The organism is Lentzea fradiae, assembly GCF_900100955.1.
Taxonomy (GTDB): domain Bacteria; phylum Actinomycetota; class Actinomycetes; order Mycobacteriales; family Pseudonocardiaceae; genus Lentzea; species Lentzea fradiae.
Genome location: NZ_FNCC01000010.1, coordinates 23,579 through 48,940 on the forward strand (window position 1 = coordinate 23,579; position 25,362 = coordinate 48,940).

The 25,362-nt window shown below is 70.0% G+C and carries 23 protein-coding genes; 19 read left to right on the plus strand and 4 right to left on the minus strand.

What is annotated here, in order from left to right; translation table 11 throughout:
- The first annotated feature begins 13 nt into the window (after positions 1 to 13).
- The 11 genes from BLT23_RS23580 to BLT23_RS23630 all read left to right on the plus strand — a co-directional run bounded on the left by BLT23_RS23580 (position 14) and on the right by BLT23_RS23630 (position 11,601).
- Positions 14 to 1,528 (plus strand): acyl-CoA synthetase, encoded by a 1,515-nt coding sequence (locus tag BLT23_RS23580; RefSeq protein ID WP_090052226.1) that lies wholly within the window; start codon positions 14 to 16, stop codon positions 1,526 to 1,528.
- Entirely contained in the window at positions 1,521 to 1,964 is a 444-nt protein-coding gene (locus tag BLT23_RS23585) for a pyridoxamine 5'-phosphate oxidase family protein (RefSeq protein ID WP_090052229.1), read from the plus strand. The genes BLT23_RS23580 and BLT23_RS23585 overlap by 8 nt, the downstream gene beginning before the upstream one ends.
- Positions 1,961 to 3,664, plus strand: coding sequence for a 3-oxosteroid 1-dehydrogenase (gene kstD, locus BLT23_RS23590; protein ID WP_090052231.1), 1,704 nt, complete (start codon positions 1,961 to 1,963; stop codon positions 3,662 to 3,664). Before BLT23_RS23585 ends, kstD begins: the two co-directional genes overlap by 4 nt.
- Positions 3,665 to 3,993: 329 nt before the next feature.
- Entirely contained in the window at positions 3,994 to 4,701 is a 708-nt protein-coding gene (locus BLT23_RS23595; RefSeq protein ID WP_090052863.1) for a ThuA domain-containing protein, read from the plus strand.
- A complete protein-coding gene (locus tag BLT23_RS23600) occupies positions 4,674 to 5,768 on the plus strand; it encodes a Gfo/Idh/MocA family protein (protein ID WP_090052233.1) in 1,095 nt (364 codons plus the stop codon). The genes BLT23_RS23595 and BLT23_RS23600 overlap by 28 nt, the downstream gene beginning before the upstream one ends.
- A 366-nt stretch (positions 5,769 to 6,134) precedes the next feature.
- Positions 6,135 to 7,388, plus strand: coding sequence for an urea ABC transporter substrate-binding protein (urtA, locus tag BLT23_RS23605; RefSeq protein WP_090052865.1), 1,254 nt, complete (start codon positions 6,135 to 6,137; stop codon positions 7,386 to 7,388).
- A gap of 72 nt (positions 7,389 to 7,460) precedes the next feature.
- A complete protein-coding gene (gene urtB / locus BLT23_RS23610; RefSeq protein ID WP_090052235.1) occupies positions 7,461 to 8,345 on the plus strand; it encodes an urea ABC transporter permease subunit UrtB in 885 nt (294 codons plus the stop codon).
- Positions 8,342 to 9,451, plus strand: coding sequence for an urea ABC transporter permease subunit UrtC (gene urtC / locus BLT23_RS23615; protein ID WP_090052237.1), 1,110 nt, complete (start codon positions 8,342 to 8,344; stop codon positions 9,449 to 9,451). The genes urtB and urtC overlap by 4 nt, the downstream gene beginning before the upstream one ends.
- Positions 9,451 to 10,233, plus strand: coding sequence for an urea ABC transporter ATP-binding protein UrtD (gene urtD / locus BLT23_RS23620; protein WP_090052868.1), 783 nt, complete (start codon positions 9,451 to 9,453; stop codon positions 10,231 to 10,233). The genes urtC and urtD overlap by 1 nt, the downstream gene beginning before the upstream one ends.
- Positions 10,234 to 10,926 (plus strand): urea ABC transporter ATP-binding subunit UrtE, encoded by a 693-nt coding sequence (gene urtE, locus BLT23_RS23625; RefSeq protein ID WP_090052238.1) that lies wholly within the window; start codon positions 10,234 to 10,236, stop codon positions 10,924 to 10,926. It begins immediately after the preceding gene.
- Positions 10,927 to 10,938: 12 nt separating this feature from the next.
- On the plus strand, positions 10,939 to 11,601 hold the full coding sequence (locus tag BLT23_RS23630) for a GntR family transcriptional regulator (protein ID WP_090052241.1): 663 nt from the start codon (positions 10,939 to 10,941) through the stop codon (positions 11,599 to 11,601).
- 21 nt (positions 11,602 to 11,622) lie between these two features.
- Here the strand turns inward: BLT23_RS23630 and BLT23_RS23635 are convergent, their stop codons facing one another.
- A complete protein-coding gene (locus BLT23_RS23635; protein ID WP_090052243.1) occupies positions 11,623 to 12,414 on the minus strand; it encodes a crotonase/enoyl-CoA hydratase family protein in 792 nt (263 codons plus the stop codon).
- 74 nt (positions 12,415 to 12,488) lie between these two features.
- On the opposite strand from BLT23_RS23635, the gene BLT23_RS23640 reads away from it, so the two are divergent.
- From BLT23_RS23640 to BLT23_RS23650, 3 genes are all read left to right on the plus strand, one after another.
- A complete protein-coding gene (locus tag BLT23_RS23640; RefSeq protein ID WP_090052245.1) occupies positions 12,489 to 14,075 on the plus strand; it encodes an acyl-CoA synthetase in 1,587 nt (528 codons plus the stop codon).
- Positions 14,056 to 15,144, plus strand: coding sequence for an NAD(P)H-dependent flavin oxidoreductase (locus BLT23_RS23645; RefSeq protein ID WP_090052247.1), 1,089 nt, complete (start codon positions 14,056 to 14,058; stop codon positions 15,142 to 15,144). Before BLT23_RS23640 ends, BLT23_RS23645 begins: the two co-directional genes overlap by 20 nt.
- A gap of 261 nt (positions 15,145 to 15,405) precedes the next feature.
- On the plus strand, positions 15,406 to 16,362 hold the full coding sequence (locus BLT23_RS23650; protein WP_176946893.1) for a hypothetical protein: 957 nt from the start codon (positions 15,406 to 15,408) through the stop codon (positions 16,360 to 16,362).
- On the opposite strand, the gene BLT23_RS23655 is transcribed toward BLT23_RS23650, so the two are convergent.
- Together BLT23_RS23655 and BLT23_RS23660 are read right to left on the minus strand one after the other, a co-directional pair.
- Positions 16,363 to 17,274 (minus strand): acyl-CoA dehydrogenase family protein, encoded by a 912-nt coding sequence (locus BLT23_RS23655; protein WP_090052871.1) that lies wholly within the window; start codon positions 17,272 to 17,274, stop codon positions 16,363 to 16,365.
- 14 nt (positions 17,275 to 17,288) lie between these two features.
- Complete coding sequence (locus tag BLT23_RS23660; protein ID WP_090052252.1) at positions 17,289 to 18,449, minus strand: acyl-CoA dehydrogenase family protein; 1,161 nt, start codon at positions 18,447 to 18,449, stop codon at positions 17,289 to 17,291.
- Positions 18,450 to 18,494: 45 nt separating this feature from the next.
- On the opposite strand from BLT23_RS23660, the gene BLT23_RS23665 reads away from it, so the two are divergent.
- From BLT23_RS23665 to BLT23_RS23685, 5 genes are all read left to right on the plus strand, one after another.
- Positions 18,495 to 18,686, plus strand: a complete 192-nt coding sequence (locus BLT23_RS23665; RefSeq protein WP_090052255.1) for a ferredoxin — start codon at positions 18,495 to 18,497, stop codon at positions 18,684 to 18,686.
- 78 nt (positions 18,687 to 18,764) lie between these two features.
- Complete coding sequence (locus BLT23_RS23670) at positions 18,765 to 19,850, plus strand: Zn-dependent alcohol dehydrogenase (RefSeq protein WP_090052257.1); 1,086 nt, start codon at positions 18,765 to 18,767, stop codon at positions 19,848 to 19,850.
- Between the two features lie 17 nt (positions 19,851 to 19,867).
- Complete coding sequence (locus BLT23_RS23675; protein ID WP_090052260.1) at positions 19,868 to 20,710, plus strand: 3-oxoacyl-ACP reductase; 843 nt, start codon at positions 19,868 to 19,870, stop codon at positions 20,708 to 20,710.
- 22 nt (positions 20,711 to 20,732) lie between these two features.
- A complete protein-coding gene (locus tag BLT23_RS23680) occupies positions 20,733 to 22,238 on the plus strand; it encodes an aldehyde dehydrogenase family protein (RefSeq protein ID WP_090052262.1) in 1,506 nt (501 codons plus the stop codon).
- Positions 22,239 to 22,988, plus strand: coding sequence for a glucose 1-dehydrogenase (locus BLT23_RS23685; protein WP_090052263.1), 750 nt, complete (start codon positions 22,239 to 22,241; stop codon positions 22,986 to 22,988).
- 43 nt (positions 22,989 to 23,031) lie between these two features.
- On the opposite strand, the gene BLT23_RS23690 is transcribed toward BLT23_RS23685, so the two are convergent.
- Complete coding sequence (locus BLT23_RS23690) at positions 23,032 to 25,290, minus strand: NHL repeat-containing protein (RefSeq protein ID WP_218133862.1); 2,259 nt, start codon at positions 25,288 to 25,290, stop codon at positions 23,032 to 23,034.
- Positions 25,291 to 25,362 lie beyond the last annotated feature (72 nt).

Here is a 25,362-nt window from a genome sequence, read left to right on the forward strand (position 1 = left end):
CTACTTTGAGGGTGTGGTCACCGGACTTTGGAACATCGCGGCCGACCGGCCCGGCACCGTCGCGCTCGTCGGCCCGAACGGTCGTGAGGTCTCCTACGGCGAGCTGGCGGAGGCCGCCGACCGGTACGGGCGCGGGTTCCAGGAACTGGGGCTGACACCCGGCGACAGCATCGTGCTGATGCTGCCCAACAGCTTCGAGCTGGTGGCCGTGTACTTCGCCGCGTACCAGACCGGGCTCTACGTCGTGATGGCCAACTGGCACCTGACCGGCGCCGAGGTCGGCTACCTCGTGCAGGACAGCGGCGCGAAGGCGTTCGTGGCGCACGAACGGTTCGCCGAGGCGGCGGTCGAGGCGTCCGCGGGCCTTCCGGAGAGCGCGCGGTTCGCGGTCGGCGAAATCGACGGGTTCGTCCCGCTCGCGCAGCTCGGCGAGGGGCAGCGAGGCAGGCCCGACGTGCGCACGACCGGGTCACCGATGCTCTACACGTCCGGCACCACCGGCCGGCCCAAGGGCGTGCGCAGGCCGTTGACCGGCGCCGATCCCGACGTCGTGCCCGGCTCGGCGCCGTGGTTCTTCGGCATCTTCGGGCTCCGGCCGCACGACGGGCACGTGCACCTGTGCGGCTCGCCGCTCTACCACACGGCGGTGCTGAACTTCGTGGTGATCTCCATCCAGCTCGGGCACACCGCCGTGCTGATGGACCACTGGGCGCCCGAGGAGATGTTGAGGCTGATCGAGCGGTACAAGGTCACCCACAGCCACATGGTGCCGACCCAGTTCCACCGCCTGCTCGCGCTGCCCGACGACGTGAAAGCCAAGTACGACATGGGTTCGCTGCGCGCGATGATCCACGGCGCCGCGCCTTGCCCGATCGAGGTCAAGCGCCGGATGCTCGACTGGTGGGGGCCGGTCGTGATCGAGTACTACGCGGCGACGGAGGGCGGCGGCACCGCGATCACCGCGCAGGAGTGGTTGCGCAAACCGGGCTCCGTCGGGCTGCCGTGGCCGACGTCCGAGATCAAGGTCCTGGGAGAGGACGGCACCGAGCTCCCGGCGGGGGAACGGGGCCTCGTCTACATGCGGATGGGCGACGCGACCTTCGAGTACCACAAGGACGCCGAGAAGACCCGCGCCGCACGGGTGGGCAAGCTCTTCACGTTGCAGGACATCGGGTACCTCGACGAGGACGGCTACCTGTTCCTGTGCGACCGCAAGAACGACATGATCATCTCCGGTGGGGTGAACATCTACCCGGCGGAGATCGAGGGTGAGCTGGTGTGCCACCCCAAGGTGGCGGACGTGGCGGTGTTCGGCGTCCCGCACCCGGACTGGGGCGAGGAGATCAAGGCCGTCGTGCAGCCGGCGGACGGCGTCGAGCCGGACGACGCGCTGACCGAGGAGCTGCTGGAGTTCGCCCGCACGCGCCTCGCGAAGTTCAAGCTGCCGCGCACGATCTCGTACCTGCCCGAGCTGCCGCGCGACCCGAACGGCAAGCTGTACAAGCGGAAGCTCCGCGACCATGCGTGATCTCATCCGGATGACCGGCACCGAGGTCGAGGCGTTCCTGAACGAGCAGAAGACGTTGGTCGTCGCGACCATCGGGCGCGCCGGACTCCCGCACCTCGCGCCGATGTGGTTCGCGTTCCTGCACGGCGACATCGTGTTCTGCACCGACCGCAAGTCGCAGAAAGTCGTGAACCTGCGCCGCGACCCGCGTTGCAGCGTGCTGGCGGAAGCGGGGGAGACCTACGGCGAGCTGCGCGGCGTGCACATGGAGGGCGTCGGCGAGTTCACCGACCTGGGGCCGGTCGTGGACGCCGTGGTGGCCCGCAACTTCGGCGAGGTGGGCGACGACGAGACCGCCCGCGAGGCGTTGCGCAAAGCCATGTCGCGGCGCGTCGCGGTGCTCTTCCGTCCGACGAGAACGGCCAGCTGGGACCACCGCAAGGGAGCGATCTCATGACGTTGAACCGCCGCCAGGTGCTGGCCGGAGCCGGTCTGGCGCTGGCCTCCGGACTCGTCAAGCCCGGTGCCGCGACCGCCGCGGAAGAGTTCGACGTCGTCGTGGTCGGCTCGGGCGCGGCCGGCATGACCGCGGCACTGACGGCGGCGAGCCGCGGCCTGAGCTGCGTGGTCATCGAGAAGGCGCCGACGTACGGCGGTTCCACCGCCCGGTCGGGAGCGGGCATCTGGATCCCCAACAACGAGGTCATCCTCGCCGCGGGCGTGCCGGACACCCCCGCCAAGGCCGCGCAGTACCTCGCGGCCGTCGTCGGCGACGTCCCGATCGCGCGGCAGCAGGCGTACCTGACGCACGGCCCGCGGATGATCTCGTTCGTCGTGCGCGCCAGCCCGCTGCGGTTCCGGCACATGGACGGCTACAGCGACTACTACCCGGAGCTGCCCGGTGGCATCGCGCGGGGCCGGTCGATCGAGCCGGACGTGCTCGACGGACGGGTGCTCGGCGACGAGCTCGCCCACCTGAACGCGCCGTACCTGGCCGTGCCGCCGGGGATGGTCATCTTCGGCGCGGACTACAAGTGGCTCAACCTGGCCCTGGTCAACGTGAAGGGCGCCGCCACCGCGGCGGCGGCACTGGCCCGCGGCACGGCGGCGGCGCTGGCCGGGCAGAAACCCCTCACGATGGGCCAGGCGCTCGCGGGAGGACTGCGGGCGGGGCTGATGCGGGCGGGGGTGCCGGTCCGGCTGAACACCGCGCTCGAGGACCTGGTCGTGGAGAACGGCGCCGTGCGCGGAGTCGTGACGTCACGTGGTGTCCTCTACGCCCGGCGCGGCGTGATCATGGGCTCCGGCGGCTTCGAGCACAACGCGGCCATGCGCGCCCAGTACCAACGGCAGCCTATCGGTACACAGTGGACGGTCGGCGCGAAGGAGAACACCGGCGACGGCCACCGCGCGGGCGAACGGGCCGGAGCGGCGTTCGACCTGATGGACGACGCCTGGTGGGGCCCGGTGATCCCCACGCCCGGATCGCCGTACTTCTGCCTCGCCGAACGCACCCTCCCAGGTGGACTGATCGTGAACGCGGCCGGCCGCCGTTTCGTCAACGAGGCCGCACCGTACAGCGACGTCGTGCACGTGATGTACGACAAGAACCCGGCCGACCCGTGCATCCCCGCGTGGCTCATCGTCGACCAGAACTACCGCAACCGCTACCTGTTCGCGGACATCGCCCCGGCACTGCCGCTGCCCGACGGCTGGTACCAGTCCGGTGCGGTGGTGCGGAACTGGTCGCTCGACGGCCTGGCGTCCGCGATCGGCGTGCCCGCCGCCGCGCTGAAGGCGACCGTCAGCCGGTTCAACGGGCAGGCGATCACGGGCAGCGACGCGGACTTCCGCCGCGGTGACTCCGCGTACGACCACTACTACACCGACCCGGCCGTCATTCCGAACTCGTGCCTGGCACCGTTGTGGTTGCCGCCGTTCTACGCGTTCAAGATCATGCCGGGTGACCTGGGCACCAAGGGCGGCCTGGTGACCGACGCCCGTGCGCGCGTGCTGCGGCCGGACGGTTCGGTGATCCCGGGGCTGTACGCGGCGGGCAACGTCAGCTCGGCCGTGATGGGCCGCAGCTACGCCGGGGCGGGGTCGACGATCGGTCCCGCCATGACGTTCGGGTACATCGCGGGCAACGACGTCTGAGCCCTGCGCCGGGCGCGCCCGACCGGCCACCTCCACCCGCCAGCGTGTCACCCGACCGGCGCCCTCAACGCCTCCACGTGACATTGCTTTGGTACGCGGGGGCCCCGCGTACCGTACGCGGAAACGTGGGGCCCCCGCGTACCCGGCGGGAAACACGAAAGAGAGTCGTGTGTTGGTGGGGTGTTTACGGAGAGCAGTCGGGACGCTGTGCGTCAGCGTGACCCGCGGACGCCCGTGCCGGGACCGTCGTTCCCGCACTTGACCGGCGGCGAACCGCGCGGCAGTGTGCTGATCAGTTGTGCCGGGACCAAAGGCGGTCGGGGGTGGGCGTGGAACGGCGGAGGGCGCTGGTGGTCCGCGGTGGCTGGGAAGGCCACCGGCCGGTGGAGGCCACCGAGATGTTCCTCCCCTTCCTGGAGGACAGCGGCTACGCCGTACGGGTCGAGGAGTCGACCGAGGTGTACGCCGACGCCGACGAGATGGCACGGACCGACCTGGTAGTGCAGTGCGTGACGATGTCTGAGATCACCGCCGAGGAACTGGCCGGGCTGATCGCGGCGGTCGAGGCCGGTACCGGTTTCACCGGCTGGCACGGCGGCATCGCCGACTCGTTCCGCGCGTCGTCGGACTACCTGCACCTGGTGGGCGGCCAGTTCGCCACGCATCCCGGCAAGGAACCGTGCGAGCGCCAGGGCGGGCAGGAGGACAACTACCTGCCCTACACGGTGAACATCACCGCGCTGGGCCGGGAGCATCCGATCACCGCAGGCGTCGAGGACTTCGACCTCGTCACCGAGCAGTACTGGGTGCTGCACGACGACCTGGTCGACGTGCTGGCCACCACCACGCATCCGGTCAGGCCGTGGCATCCGTGGCACCGGCCGGTGACCTCCCCGGCGATCTGGACCCGCCAGTGGGGCGCGGGAAGGATCGTGGTGACGACGCCGGGACACGGTCTCGACGTGCTGGAGCACCCCAGTGTCCGCACGATCATCACGAGGGGGATGACGTGGGCGACCCGCACCGTGTCGGAGTAGTGGGCGTCGGGTTCATCTCCCGCGCCTACCTGGACACGCTTTCCGGTCAGACCGCTGTGCGCGTCACGGCGGTCGCCGACCTCGATGCGAACCGAGCGGCGGAGGCGGCCGCACGGATACCGGGTGCCGCCGCGGTGAGCGTCGAGAGCCTGCTCGGCGGGGCGGACGTCGACACGGTGCTGAACCTGACCGTCCCCGCGGCCCACGCCGAGATCACGCGCCGCGCGCTCGACGCGGGCAAGAACGTCTACGTCGAGAAGCCGCTCGCCGTCACGTTCCCGGAAGGGCGGGAGGTCCTCGACCGGGCCGCCGCTGCCGGTGTCGTGGTCGGGTGCGCACCGGACACCGTTCTGGGCACCGGCACGCAGACCGCGCGGGCGGCGATCGACGGCGGGCTCATCGGACGCCCGTTGTCGGCGATCGCGACGATGATCACGCCGGGGCACGAGCGCTGGCACCCCCACCCCGACTTCTACTACGTCGCGGGCGGTGGCCCGCTGTTCGACATGGGGCCGTACTACCTCACCGCGCTGATCCACCTCCTCGGCCCGGTGCGCGCGGTGGTCGGCACGGCCAGCCGCCTGCGCTCCGAACGCGTCATCGGATCCGGACCGCGTTCGGGCGAACGGATTCCGGTCGAGGTCGACACGCACGTCTCCGGCGTGCTCGAACACGCCAACGGCGCGCTTTCGACCATCACGACCAGTTTCGACGGGGTGACCACCACCGCGGCGCCGATCGAGGTGCACGGCGAGACGGGCACGCTCGCCGTCCCCGACCCGAACCACTTCGACGGCGAGACACGCATCTTCCCGCTCGACGGCGACGAATGGCGCACCCTTCCCACCAGCGCGGGGTACACGGGCGCGGGCCGCGGGGTCGGCCTCCTCGACCTCGTCACGGCGGAAGGGCGGTCCCCGCGCGCCAGTGGCGAACTGGCGCTGCACGTCCTGGAAACGATGACCGCGGTGCTCCGTTCGGTGGACGAGGGCCGGCGGATCGAACTGACGACGACCGTGGAGCGGCCGGTGCCGGTACCCCTGTCTCCGTGGACGAGTGCTACCTGAACCGTTCAGGCGTATCCGTTCTCGGGCAACAAGAGCATCGATGACCAAGACTGTCTGAAGTGGACTGAAGTGGTGCGCGCGCCGTGACCTGGTGTTCCGATCGCGGAGTCCGGCGAACCGGGTGCTTCCGTCCGGGGGAACCGCCGCGGGACCTCGCCCGCCACCGCCGCGAAGCCATGTTTCCCTGACATCACAAGAACTTGAGCCTACCGGCGGGTTCGGCTACGGCGCCGTAACCGCGCGCCGGAACCGCCGCAACATCGCGAACCTAGCGTGGCGACCCTGGATACAGACCTGTATCCAGCAGCTCAGAGGCGGCTTCGACGAGCTCCGCGCTGCCTCGGCCTTCGCGAAAGGCTCATGCGGATGAACATCTCATCAGCACGGCGGCTGGTCGCCGTGGCGACGGCGTCGGCGATGGTGTTACTCAGTGGCTGCGGTGCTCGTGTGTCCGACGACACCGCGACCGCCGGGGAGGGGACGTCCTGTGTCGACACCTCGGGATCGTCGGTCAAGATCGGTTTCCTCAACTCCCGCTCCGGCACCATGGCCATCAGCGAGAACACCGTCTACAACTCGTTGAAGCTGGCCGCGGACCAGATCAACGCCGCGGGAGGCGTCGAGGGCAAGCAGCTCACCATCGTCGCCGAGGACGGCGCGTCGGAACCCACGGTGTTCGCGGAGAAGGCCGAGAAGCTGATCCGCGGTGACTGCGTGGCGGCGGTGTTCGGCGGCTGGACCTCCTCGTCGCGCAAGGCGATGCTGCCGGTCTTCGAGTCCAACAACGCCCTGCTGTTCTACCCGGTGCAGTACGAGGGCCTGGAGTCGTCGAAGAACATCTTCTACACCGGTGCCACGACCAACCAGCAGATCGTCCCGGCGCTCGACTACCTGAAGGAGAAGGGCGCGAAGAGCCTGTTCCTGGTGGGCAGCGACTACGTGTTCCCGCAGACCGCCAACAAGATCATCAAGGCGTACGCGAAGGCGAACGGGATCGAGGTCAAGGGCGAGGAGTACGCCCCGCTGGGCCACACCGACTTCTCCACGATCGTCTCGAAGGTCAAGGCCGCCGGTGCCGACGCCGTGTTCAACACCCTGAACGGCGACTCGAACGTGGCGTTCTTCAAGGAGTACAAGAACGCGGGCCTCACGGCCGAGGCGATGCCGGTGCTGTCGGTGTCGATCGCCGAGGAGGAGGTCGGCGGCATCGGCATCGGCAACATCGTGGGCCAGCCGGTGGCCTGGAACTACTACCAGACCATCGACAGCCCGCAGAACAAGAAGTTCGTCGCCGACTTCAAGACGGCCTACGGGGACGCGAAGGTCACCTCCGACCCGATGGAGGCCGCCTACACCTCGCTGTACCTGTGGAAGGGCATGGTCGAGAAGGCGAAGTCGTTCGCGGTGGCGGACATCCAGAAGGCCGCGGGCGGGGTCAGCTTCGAGGCCCCGGAGGGCACGGTCACGGTCAACGGCGACAACCACCACATCGCCAAGACCGCGCTGATCGGCAAGATCGCCCAGGACGGGCTGATCTACACCGACTGGACCTCCGGCAAGCCGATCGAGCCGGACCCGTTCCTCAAGTCCTACCCCTGGGCCGCCGGGCTGTCCGGCTGAGCATCCGCGCGGAACCGCCGGCCGGGCGCCACCCGGCCGGCGGCCTGCCGCTCCGACTCACGGAGGCGTGTCGTGGAAATCCTGCTGAGCCAGCTGTTCAACGGTCTGTCGGGCGGGTCGATCCTCCTGCTGGCCGCACTCGGTCTCGCTTTGACGTTCGGCCAGATGGGCGTCATCAACATGGCGCACGGCGAGTTCATCATGGCCGGTGCCTACACCGCGTACGTCGTGCAGAACCTGCTCGGTGACGCCGGACTCTCGCTGCTCGTGTCGCTCCCGGCTGCCTTCGTGGTGGGCGGGCTGCTCGGGATCGCCCTGGAGGCGTTGCTCCTGAGGAGGATGTACCACCGTCCGCTCGACACACTGCTCGTCACCTTCGGCGTCTCCCTTGTACTGCAACAGCTCGCGCGTGACGTGTTCGGAACGGCCGGGGTCGACGTCGCCGCGCCCGCCTGGCTGTCCGGTCCCGTGGTGGTCTTCGGGACGGCCTTCCCGAAGACCCGGTTGTTCATCCTCGCGCTCGCCCTCGTGGCGGTGGCCGTACTCGCCTCGCTGCTCGCGTTCACTCCGCTGGGCCGCCGGATTCGCGCGACGGTGCAGAACCGGTCCCTGGCGGAGAGCTCGGGCATCTCCAGCAGGAGGACCGACCGCGTCACGTTCTTCGTCGGCTCCGGCCTCGCCGGTGTCGCCGGGGTGGCGCTCACGCTGATGGGGTCGATCTCGTCGAACCTGGGCACCGCCTACATCGTGGACGCGTTCCTCGTGGTCGTGGTCGGCGGGATCGGGCAGATCAAGGGCGCGGTGATCGCGGCGTTCGTGCTCGGCGTGGCCCAGTCGTGGATCGAGTACTCCACCACCGCCTCGATCGCCAAGGTCGTCGTGCTGGCGATCGTCGTCGCGTTCCTCCAGCTCCGCCCCCAGGGCATCTTCGTCGTACGGACCCGGAGTCTCGTATGAACCTGAAGTCGTTTCTCACCGGTAGATGGGCGGTCGTGGGCGGGTTCGTCCTCGCCGCGGTCCTGTTGCTCGTCGTGGCCCCCGCGCTGCTCACGCCGTTCCGGCTCGGGCTGCTGGGCAAGTACCTCTGCTTCGCGATGGTCGCCGTCGGCATCGGCCTGGCCTGGGGCCGCGGCGGGATGCTCGTGCTCGGCCAGGGCGTGTTCTTCGGGCTGGGCGCCTACATCATGGCGATGCACCTCAAGCTCGCCGACGCCCCGGCGAGCACCGGGGTGCCCGACTTCATGGCGTTGATCTCCTCGGACGGCGTGCCGTTCTGGTGGGAGCCGTTCCGCTCCGGCGCGGTCACCCTCGTCGCGATCGTGGTGGTCCCCGCCCTGGCGGCCGTGCTGCTGGGCCTCGCCACGTTCCGGCGGCGGGTCCGCGGCGCGTACTTCGCCATCCTGTCGCAGGCGCTCGCCGCCGCGTTCGCGATCCTGCTGATCGGCAACCCGCGCAGCACGGGAGGGTCCACCGGTCTCAACAACTTCAAGGGGTTCTTCGGCTTCTCGCTGCGCGATCCGGCGAACCGGCTGACCCTGTACGTCATCGCGGTCGTCGCTCTCCTCGCGATGGTCGCCGTCGCCCGCCAGCTGATGGTGAGCAGGTACGGCGAACTGCTCGTGGCGTGCCGTGACGCAGAGGAACGCGTGCGGTTCCTCGGCTACGACCCGGCGGCGATCAAGACCTTCGCCTACGCCGTCGCCGCCGTGATGGCGGGGGTGGCCGGGGCGTTGTTCGTGCCGATCGTGGGCATCATCTCGCCGAACGACGTCGGCATCGTGCCGTCGATCGGGCTGCTGATCGGCGTCGCGATCGGCGGGCGCACGACGTTGCTCGGGCCGGTGCTCGGCGCGATCGCCGTCGCGTGGGCGGAGACGTCGCTGTCGGAGCGGTTCCCGTCCGGCTGGACCTACGCCCAGGGGCTGCTGTTCATGCTCGTCGTCGCGTTCCTGCCGGGCGGCCTCGCGTCGCTGGGCCCGGTGCTGCGCGGCTGGCGCGACCGGCTCCGCCCCGCCGTGCCCGCCGAGAAGACCTCGGTCCCGTCGCTCTCGGGGGGTTCGTGATGAACGCCGACTACCTGGAACTGACCAACCTGACGGTGAGCTTCGACGGGTTCGTGGCCGTGGACCGGGTGAACATGTCGGTCCTGCCGGGCGACCTGCGGTTCCTCATCGGGCCCAACGGCGCGGGCAAGACCACGCTGATCGACGCGGTGTCCGGGCTCGTGCCCGCGACCGGCTCGGCGCGGTGGGCGGGGGAGGACCTCGTCGGGCGCAAGGTGCACCGCATCGCCCGCCTCGGGGTGGGACGCACCTTCCAGACCGCCACGGTGTTCGAGGAGCTCACCGTCACGCAGAACCTCGACATCGCGGCCGGTGCGCGCCGCGGCGTGCTCACCCTCGCCCGCCGCCGCACGCGGGTGCCCGAGGTCGTCGTGAAGGCGATGGAGACGATCGGGCTCACCGACCTCGCCGAGGTCCCCGCCGGCACGTTGTCGCACGGCCAGAAGCAGTGGCTGGAGATCGGGATGCTGCTGGTGCAGGACGCCCGTCTGCTCATGCTCGACGAGCCGGTGGCGGGCATGAGCGCCGAGGAGAAGGACGAGACGGGGCGGCTGTTGCGGCGCATCGCCGCCGATGCCGATCTGACCGTGGTGGTGGTCGAGCACGACATGGACTTCATGCGGGCGTTCGCCACGTCCGTCACGGTGCTGCACGCCGGGAAGGTGCTCGCCGAGGGCTCCGTGGAGCAGGTGCAGGCGGATCCGCGGGTGCAGGAGGTCTACCTCGGACCGGGGGAGCATTCGAAGGCCGTGACCGAGGCAGTGCTGGGGGAAGGGGTCTAGATGTTGCAGCTCGACGACGTGGAGGTCGCCTACGGACGCACGTCCGTGGTGCACGGAGTCACCATCGAGGTGCCCAAGGGTGGTGTCACGGCGATCATGGGGCACAACGGCGCGGGCAAGACCACGCTGTTACGTGCGGCCGTCGGAACTCTGCCTGCCCGCAAGGGACGGGTACTGCTCGACGGGGAGGACGTCACCGCGCTCGCGCCGCACCAACGCGTGGCGCGCGGCCTCGGCTACGTGCCGCAGGGACAGCAGTCCTTCGGTCAGATGACGACCATGGAGAACCTGCGCGTGGTCGCGGACGGACGTCCACGCGGTGCGGCGCTGATCGACGAGGCCCTCGACCTGTTCCCGGCCCTGCGAGGGCTGCTCGGCAGGCGTGCCGGTCTGCTGTCCGGGGGTCAGCGGCAGCAGCTCGCGATCGCCCGCGCCCTCGTCACCCAGCCGAGGGTGCTGATCCTCGACGAGCCCACCGAGGGCATCCAGCCGTCGGTGGTCGCCGAGATCGAGGAGATCATCCTCGGCCTGACCAGGCGCGGCGACCTGTCGGTGTTGCTGGTGGAACAGCACGTGGGCTTCGCGTTGTCGGCCGCGCACTCCTACTACGTCCTCGCCTCCGGCAGAGTCACGTCGTCCGGCTCTGGTGGTGAGTCCGCTCTCGCCGACGTTCGCGCTGCGATGGCCATCTGAGGCCGTCGCACCATGTCCACGAACGAGAGTCATGCCGATACCCCGCCCTCACTGCGTGAGCGGGTCTACGCGGAACTGCGCGACGAGCTGCTGGGCGGGCGGATCGGGCCCACCGAGCGGCTCACCGAACCGCGGCTGTCGAAGCGGTTCGGGGTGTCGCGCACCCCGGTGCGGGACGCACTCACCCGGCTCGTCGCGGACGGGCTCCTCGCGCGCGAGGAGTGGGGCTACTCGGTCGTCGTCCCGAGCCCGGCCCGCGTCCGCGACCTGCACGAGGTGCGGATCGCGGTGGAACTGCGCGGCATCAGCCGCAGCATCGAGAACCCGACGCTGCGGCACGACGCCGAGGCGCTCGGTGAGGAGGTGCGGCACTGGTACGGGCTCCGGGCCGCGCCACCGGGACCGTCACCGGACTTCGTGCTGGAGGACGAGCGGTTCCACACGGCCCTGCTCGCGTCGTCCGGCAACGCCGAGCTCGTCGCGGTGCTGGCGGGGGCGTCCCGTTGGACCAGGAGCGTCCGCATGCGCGGCTTCCTGGTCCCCGGCCGCGTCGAGGCCGCGATCGACGAGCACATCGAGATCGCCGAACTGGTGCTCGGTGGCAGCCTGGAGCTCGCGCACCGCCTGCTGCACGAGCACATCGGGGCCTCACCGGAGATCGCCGAGCCGACCTGACGACGAACTTCGGCACAGACCTCAGCGGCCCCGGAACTCGGGCTTGCGCTTCTCGGCGAACGCGCGCGGGCCCTCCTTCGCGTCCTCGCTGGAGAAGACCTCCACGCCCAGGCGGGCGTCCACCGCGAACGCGTCGTTCTCGTGCAGGGCCTCGGTCTCGCGCATCGTGCGCAGGATCGCCTGGACGGCCAGCGGGCCGTTCGCGGTGATCAGCGCGGCCAGTTCGAGAGCCTTGGTGAGTGCCTGGCCGTCCGGCACGACGTGGCCGATCAGTCCGATCTCCTTGGCTTCGGCCGCGCGGATGTGGCGTCCGGTCAGCAGGAGGTCGGCGGCGACGGTGTACGGGATCTGGCGGGGTAGCCGGACCGCGGAGCCACCGAGCGGGAACAGGCCCCAGCGCGCCTCGGACACACCGAACCGCGCGCTCTCGCCCGCCACGCGGATGTCCGTCGCCTGAAGGATTTCCGTTCCACCCGCGACCGCGGGGCCTTCGACCGCCGCGATCAACGGTTTCGTCAACCGGCGACCCTTCAGCAGCGGCTCGATGACGGAGAAGTCGAACTTCCCCGCGTTCTCACCGGGATGGTCGCGCGTCATGGCCTTCAGGTCGGCGCCCGCGCAGAACGAGCCCCCGGCGCCGGTCAGGACGCACACGCGCACGTCGGGGTCGGAGTCCACCCGGTCCCACGCCTCTTTCATGATCGCGAGCATCGGGCCGGACAGCGCGTTGCGGACCTCCGGGCGGTTCATCGTCACGACCAGAACGTTGTCGACCAGCTCCACCAACGCGTGGGGTTCCGTCGTGGTCGTCATTCGCGCGCCTCCTGGATCGAGTCTGACCGCACGGGGGATTGTCGAGAACAGTAACACGTTCTACTTTGCTGGCTATGGCCCTCAACGTCGCAGACCTCGTTGAACACGCCGCCGACACCGTCCCCGACCGGACTGCCCTCGTGTGCGGGACCAAGCGGGTCACCTACGCCGAGCTGGAGTCGCGGGCCAACAAACTGGCTCACCACCTGGCAAAGAACGGCGTGAAGCAGGGTGCGCACGTGGGGCTGTACGCGCGCAACTCCATCGAGCTGGTCGAGGCCATGCTCGCGGTGTACAAGCTGCGTGCCGTGGCCATCAACGTGAACTACCGCTACACCAAGAACGAGTTGCAATATCTGTTCGGCGAGTCGGACATGACGGCGCTGGTGCACGAGCGCCAGTACGCGCCGCTGGTCGCGGAGGCCGGCTCGCCGGGCCACACCGTGGTGATCGACGACGGGACCGGTGGACCGTACGAGGGCGTGGACTACGAGTCGGCGCTGAGCGAGGAGTCCGGCGAGCGCGACTTCGGGCCACGCAGCCCCGACGACCTCTACATCCTGTTCACCGGCGGCACCACGGGCATGCCCAAGGGCGTGATGTGGCGGCACGAGGACGTGTGGCGCACGCTCGGCGGCGGCATCGACTTCGTGACGGGGGAACGGCTCACCGACGAGTGGCACCAGGCCAGGGCCGGCAAGGACTACGGGCTGGTGCGGCTGTGCCTGCCGCCGTTGATCCACGGCGCCGCGCAGTGGGCGGTGCTCGGCGCGTTGTTCGGCGGCAGCACCGTGGTGCTGGTGCCCAAGTTCGACCCGCCCGAGATCTGGCGGGTGATCGAGCGGGAGAAGGTGCAGGTCGCCGTCATCACCGGCGACGCGATGGGGCGCCCGCTGATCGAGGAGTTCGAACGCGGGCAGTACGACGGGTCGTCGCTCTACATCGTCAACAGCAGCGCCGCCCTGTTCTCCTACACCGTCAAGCGGAAGTACCAGGAGCTGTTGCCGCACACGACGTTGCTGGAGTCCATCGGCTCCAGCGAGACCGGCTCCACCGGCATCGGCGCGGTGCCCAAGGAGATCGTGAAGACCGACGGCACCAAGGTGAAGCTCAACGAGGACACCATCGTCATCGACGAGGACGGCGCCAAGCTCGACCCGGTGCCCGGCGTCATCGGCAAGCTGGCGCGCGGCGGCCACATCCCGCTCGGCTACTACAAGGACCCCGAGAAGACCGCGCGGATGTTCGTGCAGGTCGACGGCAAGCGCTACACGGTGCCCGGCGACTACGCGCGGTTCGAGGAGGACGGCGACATCACGTTGCTGGGACGCGGCAACACGTGCGTCAACACCGGCGGCGAGAAGGTGTTCCCCGAAGAGGTCGAGGCGGCGCTGAAGTCACACCCGGACGTGTTCGACGCGCTCGTCATCGGCGTCCAGGACGACCTGCTGGGCCAACGGGTCGGCGCCCTCGTCCAGCCGCGTGACGGCGCCAGGCCGACACTGTCCCAACTGGACGCCCACGTCCGCGAGACCTTGGCTGGCTACAAGGTGCCGCGGTCATTGTGGCTCGTCGACGAGATCGGCCGCACCCCCAGCGGCAAACCCGACTACCAGTGGGCACGGCGCCACGTGGAGGACCATGCGCACCAGCCTGTGTGACGAGCTCGGCATCGAGCACCCGGTCTTCGGCTTCACGCCGTCCGAACACGTGGCGGCGGCGATCAGCAGAGCGGGCGGCCTCGGCGTGCTGGGGTGCGTGCGGTTCAACGACGCGGAAGACCTCGACCGCGCACTGACGTGGATGGACGAGAACTGCGACGGCAAGCCGTACGGCGTCGACGTCGTCATGCCCGCCACCGTGCCGAAGGAAGGCACGCAGATCGACCTCGCGTCACTCATCCCGCAGGAGCACAAGGACTTCGTGCGCCAGACTCTGCTGAAGCTCGGCGTGCCACCACTGCCCGATGGCGAGGACGGCGAGGGCGTGCTCGGCTGGCTGCACTCGGTGGCACGGTCCCATGTGGACGTTGCCCTCGAACACCCGATCCGGCTCATCGCCAACGCCCTCGGCTCACCACCCGCCGACGTCATCGCCCGCGCCCACGCCGCCGGAGTCCCCGTGGCGGCACTGGCGGGCAAGGCAGAACACGCCCGCCGGCACGTCGCCAACGGCGTCGACATCGTGGTGGCGCAGGGCTACGAGGCCGGCGGCCACACCGGCGAGATCGCGTCGATGGTCCTCGTGCCCGAGATCGTGGACGCCGTGGACGTGCCGGTGCTCGCGGCCGGTGGCATCGGATCGGGCCGCCAGGCCGCCGCGGCGATGGCGCTGGGCGCGTCCGGGGTGTGGATGGGGTCGTACTGGCTCACCACGGCCGAGTACACGCAGAGCCCGTTGACGCAGAAGGCGTTGCTGGCCGCCGGGTCGAGCGACACCGTGCGGACGCGGATCTACACCGGCAAACCCGCACGGCTGCTGAAGACCCGCTGGACCGAGGCGTGGGCCGAACCCGGTGCGCCCGAGCCGTTGCCGATGCCGTTGCAGAACATCCTGGTGAGCGAGGCGCACCTGCGGATCGCGCGTTCCGACGACCCGTCGGTGGTGTCGATGCCGGTCGGGCAGGTCGTCGGGCGGATGAACGAGGTGCGGCCGGTGGCGGAGGTGATGGCCGACCTGCTGCGGGAGTACGGGGAGACGGTCGAGAGGTTGACCAAGTCGGCCCGCTGAGCATGCTTCCAGAAGTACTGTCCGTAACCCCCCGCCTCGCTCGCGACTCTCTTTCGCGTTTCCCGTGTCGCACGCGGGGCCCTTTCGTTCGCGTGGATCGCACGCGGGGGCCCCGCGTACTAAAGCCACGTCACGCAGAGGAGGCGGGGAGCGCTGAGTGGTGACACACGGGTGGGGTGTGGCGGGAGAAGGGGCAGGGCCTCTGGTGTAGCGCTCAGGACGTATCGTGATGCCCGCTTGGGGATGATCTTTGGGGGCGACATGATGCGTGGACGTGTGTTCGGCGTGCTCTCGGGCGTGCTCGTGGCGAGCCTGACCGTGGCGGCCCCGCAGGCCGCGGCAGCCGATCCGTGCCGGTGGATCCCGCACGAGCTGCCGCTGCCGGCCGCCACCACCGCGGCCAAGACTTCGGGCGGCAGCGAGGACAACAGGTTCATCGTGGGCCATGGCCGTGTCGGAGGCAGCGCTGAGAGAGGGCTGATGTGGGACCACGGCGCGCTGATGGAGATGGCCGCGACGTCGTCCAGCATCGCGATCGAGCCACAGGACGTGAACAACCACGGCGTCGTGGTCGGCGGACGCTCCGACCGGGCTCAGGGTGGCCAGCAAGCTTTCCGCTACGAGAACGGTGTCTACGAGCTTCTCGAGACGCCATCCGGCCACGACTCGCGGGCGCGGTCGATCAACAACAACGGTGACGTCTTCGGTGAGGTGTGGGACAAGGGCGGAGGAGGGCGTCACTGGGCCGTCCTGTGGTCGCGCGATGGCCGGCTCCTCGATCTGGTCGGGCGAGCCGTCGGTGTCAGCGACGACCGGAGGCTCGTGCTGACGTCGGGCACCACCGTGTACGTGGCCGAAGCGGACAGGGCCCGAGTGGTCCAGCTCGCCGGTGGGAACCCTCCGGCAGTGCTCGACAACGACCGGGTGCTGCTCTTCACCTCGTCCGGCTTGGGGGAGTGGACCCTCACGGGTGAGCACGTGGCGACCTGGCAGGGTGGCACGGTGCCGTTCGGCAGGACGTCCGACGGGCAAGCCGTGTTCGGTGCCGTCATGGGGACGCCCACGCTGTGGCAGTGGGGCATCTCGTACCCGGTGGACTCCGCGAAGCTGCCGGACGCGCGCTACTACGGCGACGTCACAGACGGGGGCGCGTTGATCGGCACGTATGTGGACCCCGGTGGCAGCACGCACCCGGCGCGCTGGTTCTGGTGCGCCTGATCAGAGCACCGCGCTGAGCTTGAGGAGCTGGGCGGTCGCCCCGCCCAGCTCGAACTCGTTGCGCTTGGCCGCGGTGAAGTACCGGTGCACGTTGTGGCTCATGTCGATGCCGGTGCCACCGTGGACGTGCACGGCCGTGTGGGCAACGCGATGCCCTGCGTCCGCGGCCCAGAACTTCGCCGTCGCCACCTCGGCCGCGCAGTCCAGCCCTTCCGACAGCCGCCAGGCGGCCTGCCACAAGGTCAGGCGGATCGCGGCCACGTCGATGTAGGCGTCCGCCAGGCGTTGGGCCACGGCTTGGAAGCTGCCGATCGGCCGGTCGAACTGCACGCGGGTGCGGGCGTACTCCGCCGTCAGCTCCAGGGCTCGTTCGGTCACGCCGAGCTGGAGGGCGCACAGGCCGAGCGTGTACCGCAGGGTCAGCCAGTCCGCGGTGAGGCCGGGTACGACTGAACCGCCGAAGAACGTGAAGCAGCCCGTGTCCGAGCCGTCGACCACCTCCTGCGGGGTGATCTCCAGCGACTCCGCGTCGACCACGAACACCTCGGAGCCGTGCGGCACCAGGAAAGCCGCCGCCGTCGAGGCGAACGGCACGACGGTCCGGACGCCGGAAGCCTCCGACAGGGCCACGGACAGCACGGTTCCGGGAGTCAGCCAGCGTGACCGTTGCTCGGCTGTGCCGAACGTGGCCAGGGCGGAGGCGGCGACGGTGGTGGGCAGGTACGGCACGGGGGCGACCGCGCGGCCGATCTCGACCAGTACCGCGCACTGCTCCAGCACGCCGAGCTCGTCCGGGTTCTCCGGCACCACGCCGGACCTGACCAGGTCGGCCCACGGGGTGTCGGACGAGTCGAGGATCTTGCGGGTCAGCGCCGCCAGCTCGCGCTGCGTCTCGGTCGGCGTGAAGTCCATGGCCACCCTCCGGGTCATCGGGGCACGGCGGGCAGCCCGAGGCCGGCCCTCGCGATGATGTCGCGCTGGATCTCGTTGGTGCCGCCGCCGAACGTGAGGATCAGCGACGAGCGGTGCATGCGTTCCACCCGGCCGTGCAGGAGCGCTCCGGGTGAGCCCGCGCGCACGACGCCGTTGGCGCCCAGGACCTCCATGAGCAGGCGGTAGCCCTCGGTGGCGAACTCGGTGCCGAACACCTTGGTGGCCGAGGCTTCCGCGGGGGAGGGGGCCTCGTCGCCGCAGGCCGCTATCCGCCAGTTGACCAGCTTCAGGAACTCCGTCTTGGCGTGCACGCGGGCCAGGTGCAGGCGCACCCACTCGTGCCGCAAGGCGCCGGTCTCCGTGGCCCACTCGCGGACCTCGCGCAGTGCGGTCTGCAGTGGTGCGGCCGAGCACAGGGCGACGCGTTCGTGGTTGAGCTGGTTGGTGATGAGCTTCCAGCCCTTGTGCTCCTCACCGATGAGGTTGCCGGCCGGTACGCGCACGTCGTCGTAGAACGTGGCGCTGGTGGTGGGGCCGGACATCGTCGGCACCGGTGTCCAGGAGAAGCCGGGGTCGGTGGTGGGCACGATCAGGATGCTCAGGCCCCGGTGCCGCCTCGACTCCTGGTCGGTGCGGCACGCCAGCCAGACGTAGTCGGCGTACTGGACCAGGCTCGTCCACATCTTCTGGCCGTTGACCACGTACTCGTCGCCGTCGCGGACAGCCCTGGTGCGCAGACCGGCGAGGTCGGTGCCCGCTTCGGGCTCGGAGTAGCCGATGGCGAAGTGGATCTCGCCGGACGCGATCCTCGGCAGGTAGAACGCCTTCTGCTCGGGCGTGCCATAGGTCATGATCGTCGGGCCGATCGAGTTCAGCGTCAGGAACGGCACGGGCGCACCGGCCGCCGACGCCTCGTCGAGGAAGATCAGCTGCTCGACCATGGGCCGGTCACGGCCGCCGTACTCCTCCGGCCAGCCGATCGTGAGCCAGCCGTCGAGACCCATCCGGCGGACGGTGTCCTTGTACACCTCGGCGTCACCGTAGTCGCCGCCCCCGGACAGGGCGGCCCTGCGTTCCGGCGTCATGAGCGCGGCGAAGTACGCCCGCAGCTCCTGGCGCAGCCGTTCCTGTTCGGGCGTGAAACCGATGCGCATGCCCGCTACTCTAGAACAAGTTCTAGTTGATGTCAGGAGGCCGCGATGAAGGTCGGCGTCGACCCGTCGCTGTGTGAGGCGCACGGTGAGTGCACGTCCATCCTGCCCGCCGTCTTCGCTCTCGACGACGACGAGCTGCTGCAGATCCGGCCCGGTGAGCTGGCCGGGGACGAAGAGGAGCCCGCCGCCCGCGCCGTGGGGGCCTGCCCCAAGGGCGCGCTGCGGCTCTCACGCTGATGGGCCTTGTCATGAACAGGAACAGATTCTAGTGTGCGACGGGTACCTCGGCCGTGAGCTCAGCGAGGAGTGATACCGGTGAAGGCAGCCGTGCTGAACCAGGTGGGCGACGACAAGCTCGAGCTCCGCGACGACGTGACGACAACCCCGGTGGGACCGCAGGAGGTCCGCATCAGGATCAAGGCGTGCGGCGTCTGCCACAGCGACCTGTCCGCAATGGACGGAACGCTGCCCGCGCTCGCACCCGGCGTCGTCGGGCACGAGGGCGCGGGTGAGATCGCCGAGATCGGCAGCGCCGTGACCCAGCTCGCGGTCGGCGACCACGTGGCGATCACGTTCGTGCCGCCCTGTGGCAAGTGCGCCCAATGCGTTACCGGACAGGCACATCTGTGCCTGGTCCACACGCTCTCGGCCTTCACGTCACCGCGGTTCCTCGTCGGCGGCAACCCGGCCTTCGGGTACGCGGGACTGGGTGCGTTCGCGGAGGAGATGGTCGTCCCCGCCGACGCCGCCGTGAAGATCGACGACGACGTGCCGTGGGACGTCGCCGCGTTGCTGTCCTGCGGCATCCTGACCGGCGTCGGCGCCGTGCTCAACACCGCGAAGGTCGAACCCGGCTCCAGCGTCGCGGTGATCGGCTGCGGCGGTGTCGGCGTCGCGGTGATCCAGGGAGCGCGGCTCGCCGCGGCGGCCCGGATCGTCGCCGTGGACCCGGTGACCGAGAAACACGAGGTGGCGCAACGGTTCGGCGCGACGCACGCGACGGCGCCCGACGGTGTCGCCGACCTCAACAACCAGCTAAACGGCGGCATGGGCTTCGACTACGTGTTCGACGTCGTCGGTCTCCCCGCCACGATCCGCCAGGCGTGGGACCTCACCCGCCGCGGCGGCCACACCGTCGTCGTCGGCGCCGGACGGGCGGACGCGATGGTCTCGTTCAGCGCCCAGGAGCTGTTCCTGCACGACAAGACCCTGCACGGGTCCTTCTACGGCACGGCGAACTTCCGGCGGGACGTGCCGCGGATGATCGCGCTGTGGCGGCAGGGCAGGCTCGACCTCGAAGGCATGATCAGCAAGCGGATCCGGCTGGAGGACGTCAACGAGGGCCTCCAGGCGCTGCGCGGCGGCGGGTCGCTCATCCGCCAGGTCATCCTCTTCGACTGAGACACCGGGAGTCTCCTGTGGACCTTGCGGGGAAGGTCGCCGTCGTCACCGGCGCGGGTGCCGGGCTCGGCCGCGCGGAGGCGCTCGCGCTGGCCCGTGCCGGTGCGAGCCTCGTCCTCAACGACCTGCCGGGCACGATCGACACCACCGAGATCGACGGGCTCGGCGCGAAGTGTGTTGTCGTCGAGGGCGACGTGGGCGAGCGGAGCACGGCCGACGCGCTGGTCACCGCGGCCGTCGAGCAGTTCGGCGGGCTGCACGTCGTGGTGAACAACGCCGGGGTGCTGCGCGACCGGATGCTGTTCAACATGACCGACGACGAGTGGGACCTGGTCGTCCGGGTGCACCTGCGCGGCCACTTCCTGTTGTCCCGCAACGCTGTCGCGTTCTGGAAGCAGCAGTCGAAGGAGGCGGGCGCGCCGGTCTACGGCCGGATCGTCAACACCTCGTCGGAGGCGTTCCTGCTCGGTTCGGAGGGACAGGCCAACTACGCGGCGGCCAAGGCGGGCATCACGGCGCTGACGGTCGCGACGGCACGCGGCACGAGCCGGTACGGCGTCCGCGCCAACGCGATCTGTCCCCGCGCCCGCACGGGGATGACCGCGCACGTCTTCGGCGAGGCCCCGGAGGGCGACGACTCGCTGGCACCCGAGCACGTCGCCCGGTTCGTCGCACACCTCGCGGGACCGTCCGGCGAGAAGATCAACGGCCAGGTCTTCGTCGTGCACGGCGGCATGGTCGCCCTGATGGCCCCGCCGACCGTCGAGCGGCGGTTCGACGACCTCCGCGATCTCGACGGCCACTTCGCCGACCGCGATCCACAACGGACCTTCGCCTGTACGGACACGATGAGCCTCTGACCGGGGCCCTGTAGGAGGAGCTGTGACGCTCACCGTCCAACCGCACCGCGAGACCCTGGGCCTGAAGGACGGCCGGCTCCTCATCGGGGGCGAGCTCCGCGAGGCGGACGAGACCTGGACGCACCACCACCCCGCGACGGGGGAGGAGATCGGCAGCTTCGCCGTCGCCTCCGACAAGGACGTCGACGCCGCCGTCCGCGCCGCCCGCAAGGCGTTCGACGAGGGACCGTGGCCGCGGGCGAGGGCGGGCGAACGGGTCAAGGTCCTGCGCCGGTACGCAGACCTGCTGCGCGAGCACGCCGACGAGCTGAAGGGCCTGCAGGCGCTGGACAACGGCGTGCCGCTGTCGTTCGGCCAGATCTACGCCACCTCGGTCGGCATCGCGGCCGACATCTTCGACCACCACGCCGGCTGGATCGACAAGGTGGGCGGTCAGACGCTGCCGCCGTACCAGGGCGGCGACCACCTGGCGATGACGTTCCGCGAACCGGTCGGCGTCGTCGCGGCGATCCTGCCGTGGAACGCGCCGTTCGTGCTCTTCGCCCAGAAGCTCGCACCCGCGCTGGCCGCGGGCTGCACGGTCGTGGTGAAGCCGTCGGAGTTCGCGAGCTTCTGCGTGATCCGCATGGTCGAGCTGCTGCTCGAGGCCGGTCTGCCCGAGGGCGCCGTCAACCTCGTCACGGGCCCCGGCAACCCCACCGGGGAAGCGCTGATCACGCACCCGCTGGTCGACAAGATCAGCTTCACCGGCAGCCGCGGCGTCGGCCGCCGCATCATCGGGGCCTCCGCCGGGACGATGAAGCGCGTGTCGCTGGAGCTGGGCGGGAAGTCGCCCGCCATCGTGTTCGCGGATGCCCCCAACGTCGGGCTGGCCGCGATGACCTGCATGGGCATGGTGACGATGGGCCTGTCCGGGCAGGCGTGCGTCGCGCACACGCGGGCGCTCGTCGCACGGGAGGTGCAGGACGAGTTCGTGGCCACCGCCCAGATGCTCGCGGGCGCGGTGACGTTCGGCGACCCGTTCGACCCCGGCGTGCTCGCCAGCCCGCTGATCAACCAGCGGCAGCTCGACCGCGTGCTCGGCTACATCGAACGCGGCCAGGAGGACGGCGCCCGGCTCGTGACCGGCGGCACCCGGCTCGACGGCGACCTCGCGTCCGGCAACTTCGTCGCACCGACGATCTTCGCCGACGCCACCAACGACATGACGATCGCCCGCGAGGAGATCTTCGGCCCGGTGCTCACCGTCGTCCCGTTCGACAGCGAGGAGGAGGCGGTCCGTCTCGCCAACGACACCGAGTACGGCCTGGGAGCGGGCGTCTACACCAACGACGTCCGCCGCGCGTTCCGCGTCTCCAAGGCGCTGCGCGTCGGCATGGTCGGCGTCAACGGGTTCCAGCTCGAGCCGCACGTGCCGTTCGGCGGCTACAAGCAGTCGGGACTGGGCCGCGAGGGCGGGCAGAGCGCCTACGAGGCGTACACCGAGCTGAAGACCGTGATGATGCCGCTCACCGACGAGATGATGTAGATGCGGCTCGCCGGGAAGGTCGCCCTGATCACCGGGGCGGCGCGAGGACAGGGCGCGGCAGCGGCACGCCGGTTCGCCGCCGAGGGCGCACGGGTCATGATCACCGACGTGCTCGACGAGCAGGGCAAGGAGCTGGCGGCCGAGCTCGGGGCCGAGTTCTTCCACCTCGACGTCTCGTCGGAGGACGGCTGGGCGGAAGCGGTCGCGCACACCGTGGAGACACTGGGTGACGTCAACGTCCTCGTGAACAACGCGGGCATCCTGCACTTCTCGGCGCTGGCGGAGACGACGCTCGCCGACTACCAGCGGGTGATCGGCATCAACCAGGTCGGCACGTTCCTGGGCATGCGCGCGGTGGTCGAGCCGATGACACGGGCGGGCGGCGGCTCGATCGTCAACGTGTCGTCCGTCGAGGGCCTGGGCGGGATGCCGTACCTGGTGGCGTACACGGCGTCCAAATTCGCGATCCGCGGCATGACGAAGGTCGCCGCGATGGAGCTGGGCAAGCACGGCATCCGGGTCAACTCGGTGCACCCCGGCGCGATCGACACGCAGATGGTCAGCGAGGCGCTCGGCAGGCCGATCGACGTCTCACCGATCGGCAAGAAGCTGGCGCTGCGCCGGATCGGCCAGCCGGAGGACGTCGCGAACGTCGTGCTCTTCCTCGCCAGCGACGACTCCGCCTACTGCACGGGCGGCGAGTTCGCGGTCGACGGAGGAGCGACGGCGACCCACGCGTTGAGCGGCTGAGAGCGCGGGTGGCCGCGAACGACCACCCGCGCCCCCTTCGAGGTCACACGCGGCAGGGTGAACCGCCGGGGTACCCCGGCTTGGCCTCCACGTTGGCCTTCGCCTCACCGATCACCACGTCGGTCAGCAGCGTGTCGAGCACGACCGCCTGCTGCACGACGCTCGATCCCGTCGTCGTCGTGGCGTTGAGCTTCAACGATCCGATGAGCAACGGGATGGTCAGCGGCGCGCTGCCGACCGTCACGTTCAGGCCGTTGATCTTCAGCCCGGCGATGCTGGACGAGCCGGAGAACTGAGGCACGAGACCACCGGGTCCCGGCACGCAGGTGACGGACGCGTTCGACTGGATCACGCCGATCTCGATCGTCAGCAGACCGCTCGTGATGCGGGTCTGCTCGATCCGCGCCTGCGAGACCGCCGAGTCCGACGTGCTCGGCGGCGTGCCGGTCAGGTCGTCCGGCGTCTGGTCGGTCGACGCGTCGAGCGCCGTGGCCTTCACCGTCAGGATGCCCGCGTTCAGCTGGACGTTCGCGAGCGTCTCGTGGTCGTCCACGCACGGCACGTCCTGCGGGTTCGCGCGCGTGGAGACGATGCCCGCGAGAGTGAGCGCGGTGGCCTGGCAGGAGAAGACGCCGGTCCGTTCGGACGTCTTGATCCGCAGGTCGGACAGCACCGGGCTGTCGCCTGCCGCGTTGGCGGTCAGGGTGGCCCGCACCTCGATGTAGCGACCGGACTTCGCGAACGTGACGCCGTTGCCCACGGGGGTGAACGACTCGCCCGCGAGGCCCGCCTCGGTGTCGGAGGTGCGCGCCTCGACGGTGATGGACGTGCCCGCCGGGACGCTGCCCTGCGCCTCGGTGTTCCAGGTGACCGTGCCCCACGTCTGGCCGGCCTGCCCGCCGTCCTGCACGACGCTCCACGTGCCCTGCGGCGCGGTGATCTCGCCCAGCACCGACCCGGTCATGTCGCTGTAGTTGTACGGGCCCGCGCCCTCGCCGAGGTCCACGGTCAGGTCGACCGCGCCCACCGGGTGCCCGCCGCCACCGATCGGACCGGCGTCCGGGTCGATGCGCTGGGCGTTGTTGGTGTTGATGTTGGTGACCCAGACCTTGCCGTTGCTGTCGATCGCGACACCGGTGGGCCCGACGCCGCCGGGCAGCGTGACGTTGCCGACGTAGGTGCCGTCGGTGCGCAGGTGACCGACCGTGGTGGCCGGGCCGAGGAGCGAGTGGGCGACCCACACGTTGCCGTCACCGTCGACCGCGACGCCCTGCGCGTTCTGGCTGCCGTGGCTGAACGCGCCGAGCACCGTGCCGTCCGGTGCCATCTTCGCGACGCGGTTGCCGTTGACGTTGGTGTGCCAGATCTCGCCGGTGACCGGGTCCATGCCGAGGCCGTAGTCGCCGTGCGTCCCGTCGAGGCACGCCCCGGTGGCGGCGGCGGGGTCGTAGCGCAGCGTGCCGTTGTTGCGGGCGGACCACAGGGTTCCCGCCTTGTCGACCAGGCCGCCGTAGCCGCCGCAGCCGAGGTTGAACTGGGTGCCCGTCGGCTGGCCGTCCGCGTCGAGCAGCTCGTGGTCGAGGTCGTTGCCGCCGGTCCACAGGCGGTTCTCCGCGTCGACGGCGACAGTGCGGGTGAGGGCGCCGGTGACCCTCGTGTAGTTGATGACGCACTCGTCGGCCGCGGTGGTGACGCCGCCGTTGTTGTCGGCTCCGCCCGCGTTGGTCCACGGCCGGACGTCGCCGAGGCCGCGGCTGGTGGCGATCAGCCCGTCCTGGTCGCGGTCGACGCACCTGTTGTAGGCGAAGGGGCCCTTGAGGTAGTCGCCCGCCGGGTTGGGTGAGCCGTCGGAGTTCACCCTGGTGCCGCCCTGGATCACGGCGATGCGGGTGACGGAGCCCCGGCCGCCTTCGTTCTCGTCGCGGTTCGACAGCCACGTGCTGCCGAACTTGTCGACGGTGGTGCGGGACGGGTTCTTGCCGCGACCAGCCGGGGCGGAGGCCCACTCACCGACGATCTGGCCGGTGTTGACGTCGATGCGGACCATCGTGCCGCGCGCGGAGGCGGCCACGTTGACGTACGGGAAGAAGACGGTCGAACGGTTCAGCTGGAGCTGGTCGTCGTTCGGGGAATCGTGGTTGACGTCCTGCAGCGTGCCGCGGTCGAAATCCGCGTCGAGCGTGTAGAGGACGTCGGTGCCGGGCGTCGGGACGGCCAGGGCGGGGACGGAAAGCCCTGCCAGCAGGGTCAGTGACGCGGTCAGTGCGAGCCCGGGTCTGGATCGGTGCCATGTGTGGTGCATGTGGTGGCTCCCATTCGGGAAACGGTCGATCCGGACAACAGACCGGATCACCCCGAAGAGTCTGAAATCACC

Excerpts from the sequence above, each read along its gene's own strand:
- BLT23_RS23650 (WP_176946893.1), top strand. The coding sequence starts at position 15,406 with ATGATGCGTGGACGTGTGTTCGGCGTGCTCTCGGGCGTGCTCGTGGCG.
- BLT23_RS23690 (WP_218133862.1), bottom strand. The coding sequence starts at position 25,290 with ATGCACCACACATGGCACCGATCCAGACCCGGGCTCGCACTGACCGCG.
- BLT23_RS23685 (WP_090052263.1), top strand. The coding sequence starts at position 22,239 with ATGCGGCTCGCCGGGAAGGTCGCCCTGATCACCGGGGCGGCGCGAGGA.
- BLT23_RS23585 (WP_090052229.1), top strand. The coding sequence starts at position 1,521 with ATGCGTGATCTCATCCGGATGACCGGCACCGAGGTCGAGGCGTTCCTG.
- BLT23_RS23645 (WP_090052247.1), top strand. The coding sequence starts at position 14,056 with ATGCGCACCAGCCTGTGTGACGAGCTCGGCATCGAGCACCCGGTCTTC.
- kstD (WP_090052231.1), top strand. The coding sequence starts at position 1,961 with ATGACGTTGAACCGCCGCCAGGTGCTGGCCGGAGCCGGTCTGGCGCTG.
- BLT23_RS23640 (WP_090052245.1), top strand. The coding sequence starts at position 12,489 with ATGGCCCTCAACGTCGCAGACCTCGTTGAACACGCCGCCGACACCGTC.
- urtD (WP_090052868.1), top strand. The coding sequence starts at position 9,451 with ATGAACGCCGACTACCTGGAACTGACCAACCTGACGGTGAGCTTCGAC.
- urtC (WP_090052237.1), top strand. The coding sequence starts at position 8,342 with ATGAACCTGAAGTCGTTTCTCACCGGTAGATGGGCGGTCGTGGGCGGG.
- urtE (WP_090052238.1), top strand. The coding sequence starts at position 10,234 with ATGTTGCAGCTCGACGACGTGGAGGTCGCCTACGGACGCACGTCCGTG.
- BLT23_RS23630 (WP_090052241.1), top strand. The coding sequence starts at position 10,939 with ATGTCCACGAACGAGAGTCATGCCGATACCCCGCCCTCACTGCGTGAG.
- BLT23_RS23635 (WP_090052243.1), bottom strand. The coding sequence starts at position 12,414 with ATGACGACCACGACGGAACCCCACGCGTTGGTGGAGCTGGTCGACAAC.
- urtA (WP_090052865.1), top strand. The coding sequence starts at position 6,135 with ATGAACATCTCATCAGCACGGCGGCTGGTCGCCGTGGCGACGGCGTCG.
- BLT23_RS23660 (WP_090052252.1), bottom strand. The coding sequence starts at position 18,449 with ATGCGCATCGGTTTCACGCCCGAACAGGAACGGCTGCGCCAGGAGCTG.
- BLT23_RS23665 (WP_090052255.1), top strand. The coding sequence starts at position 18,495 with ATGAAGGTCGGCGTCGACCCGTCGCTGTGTGAGGCGCACGGTGAGTGC.
- BLT23_RS23655 (WP_090052871.1), bottom strand. The coding sequence starts at position 17,274 with ATGGACTTCACGCCGACCGAGACGCAGCGCGAGCTGGCGGCGCTGACC.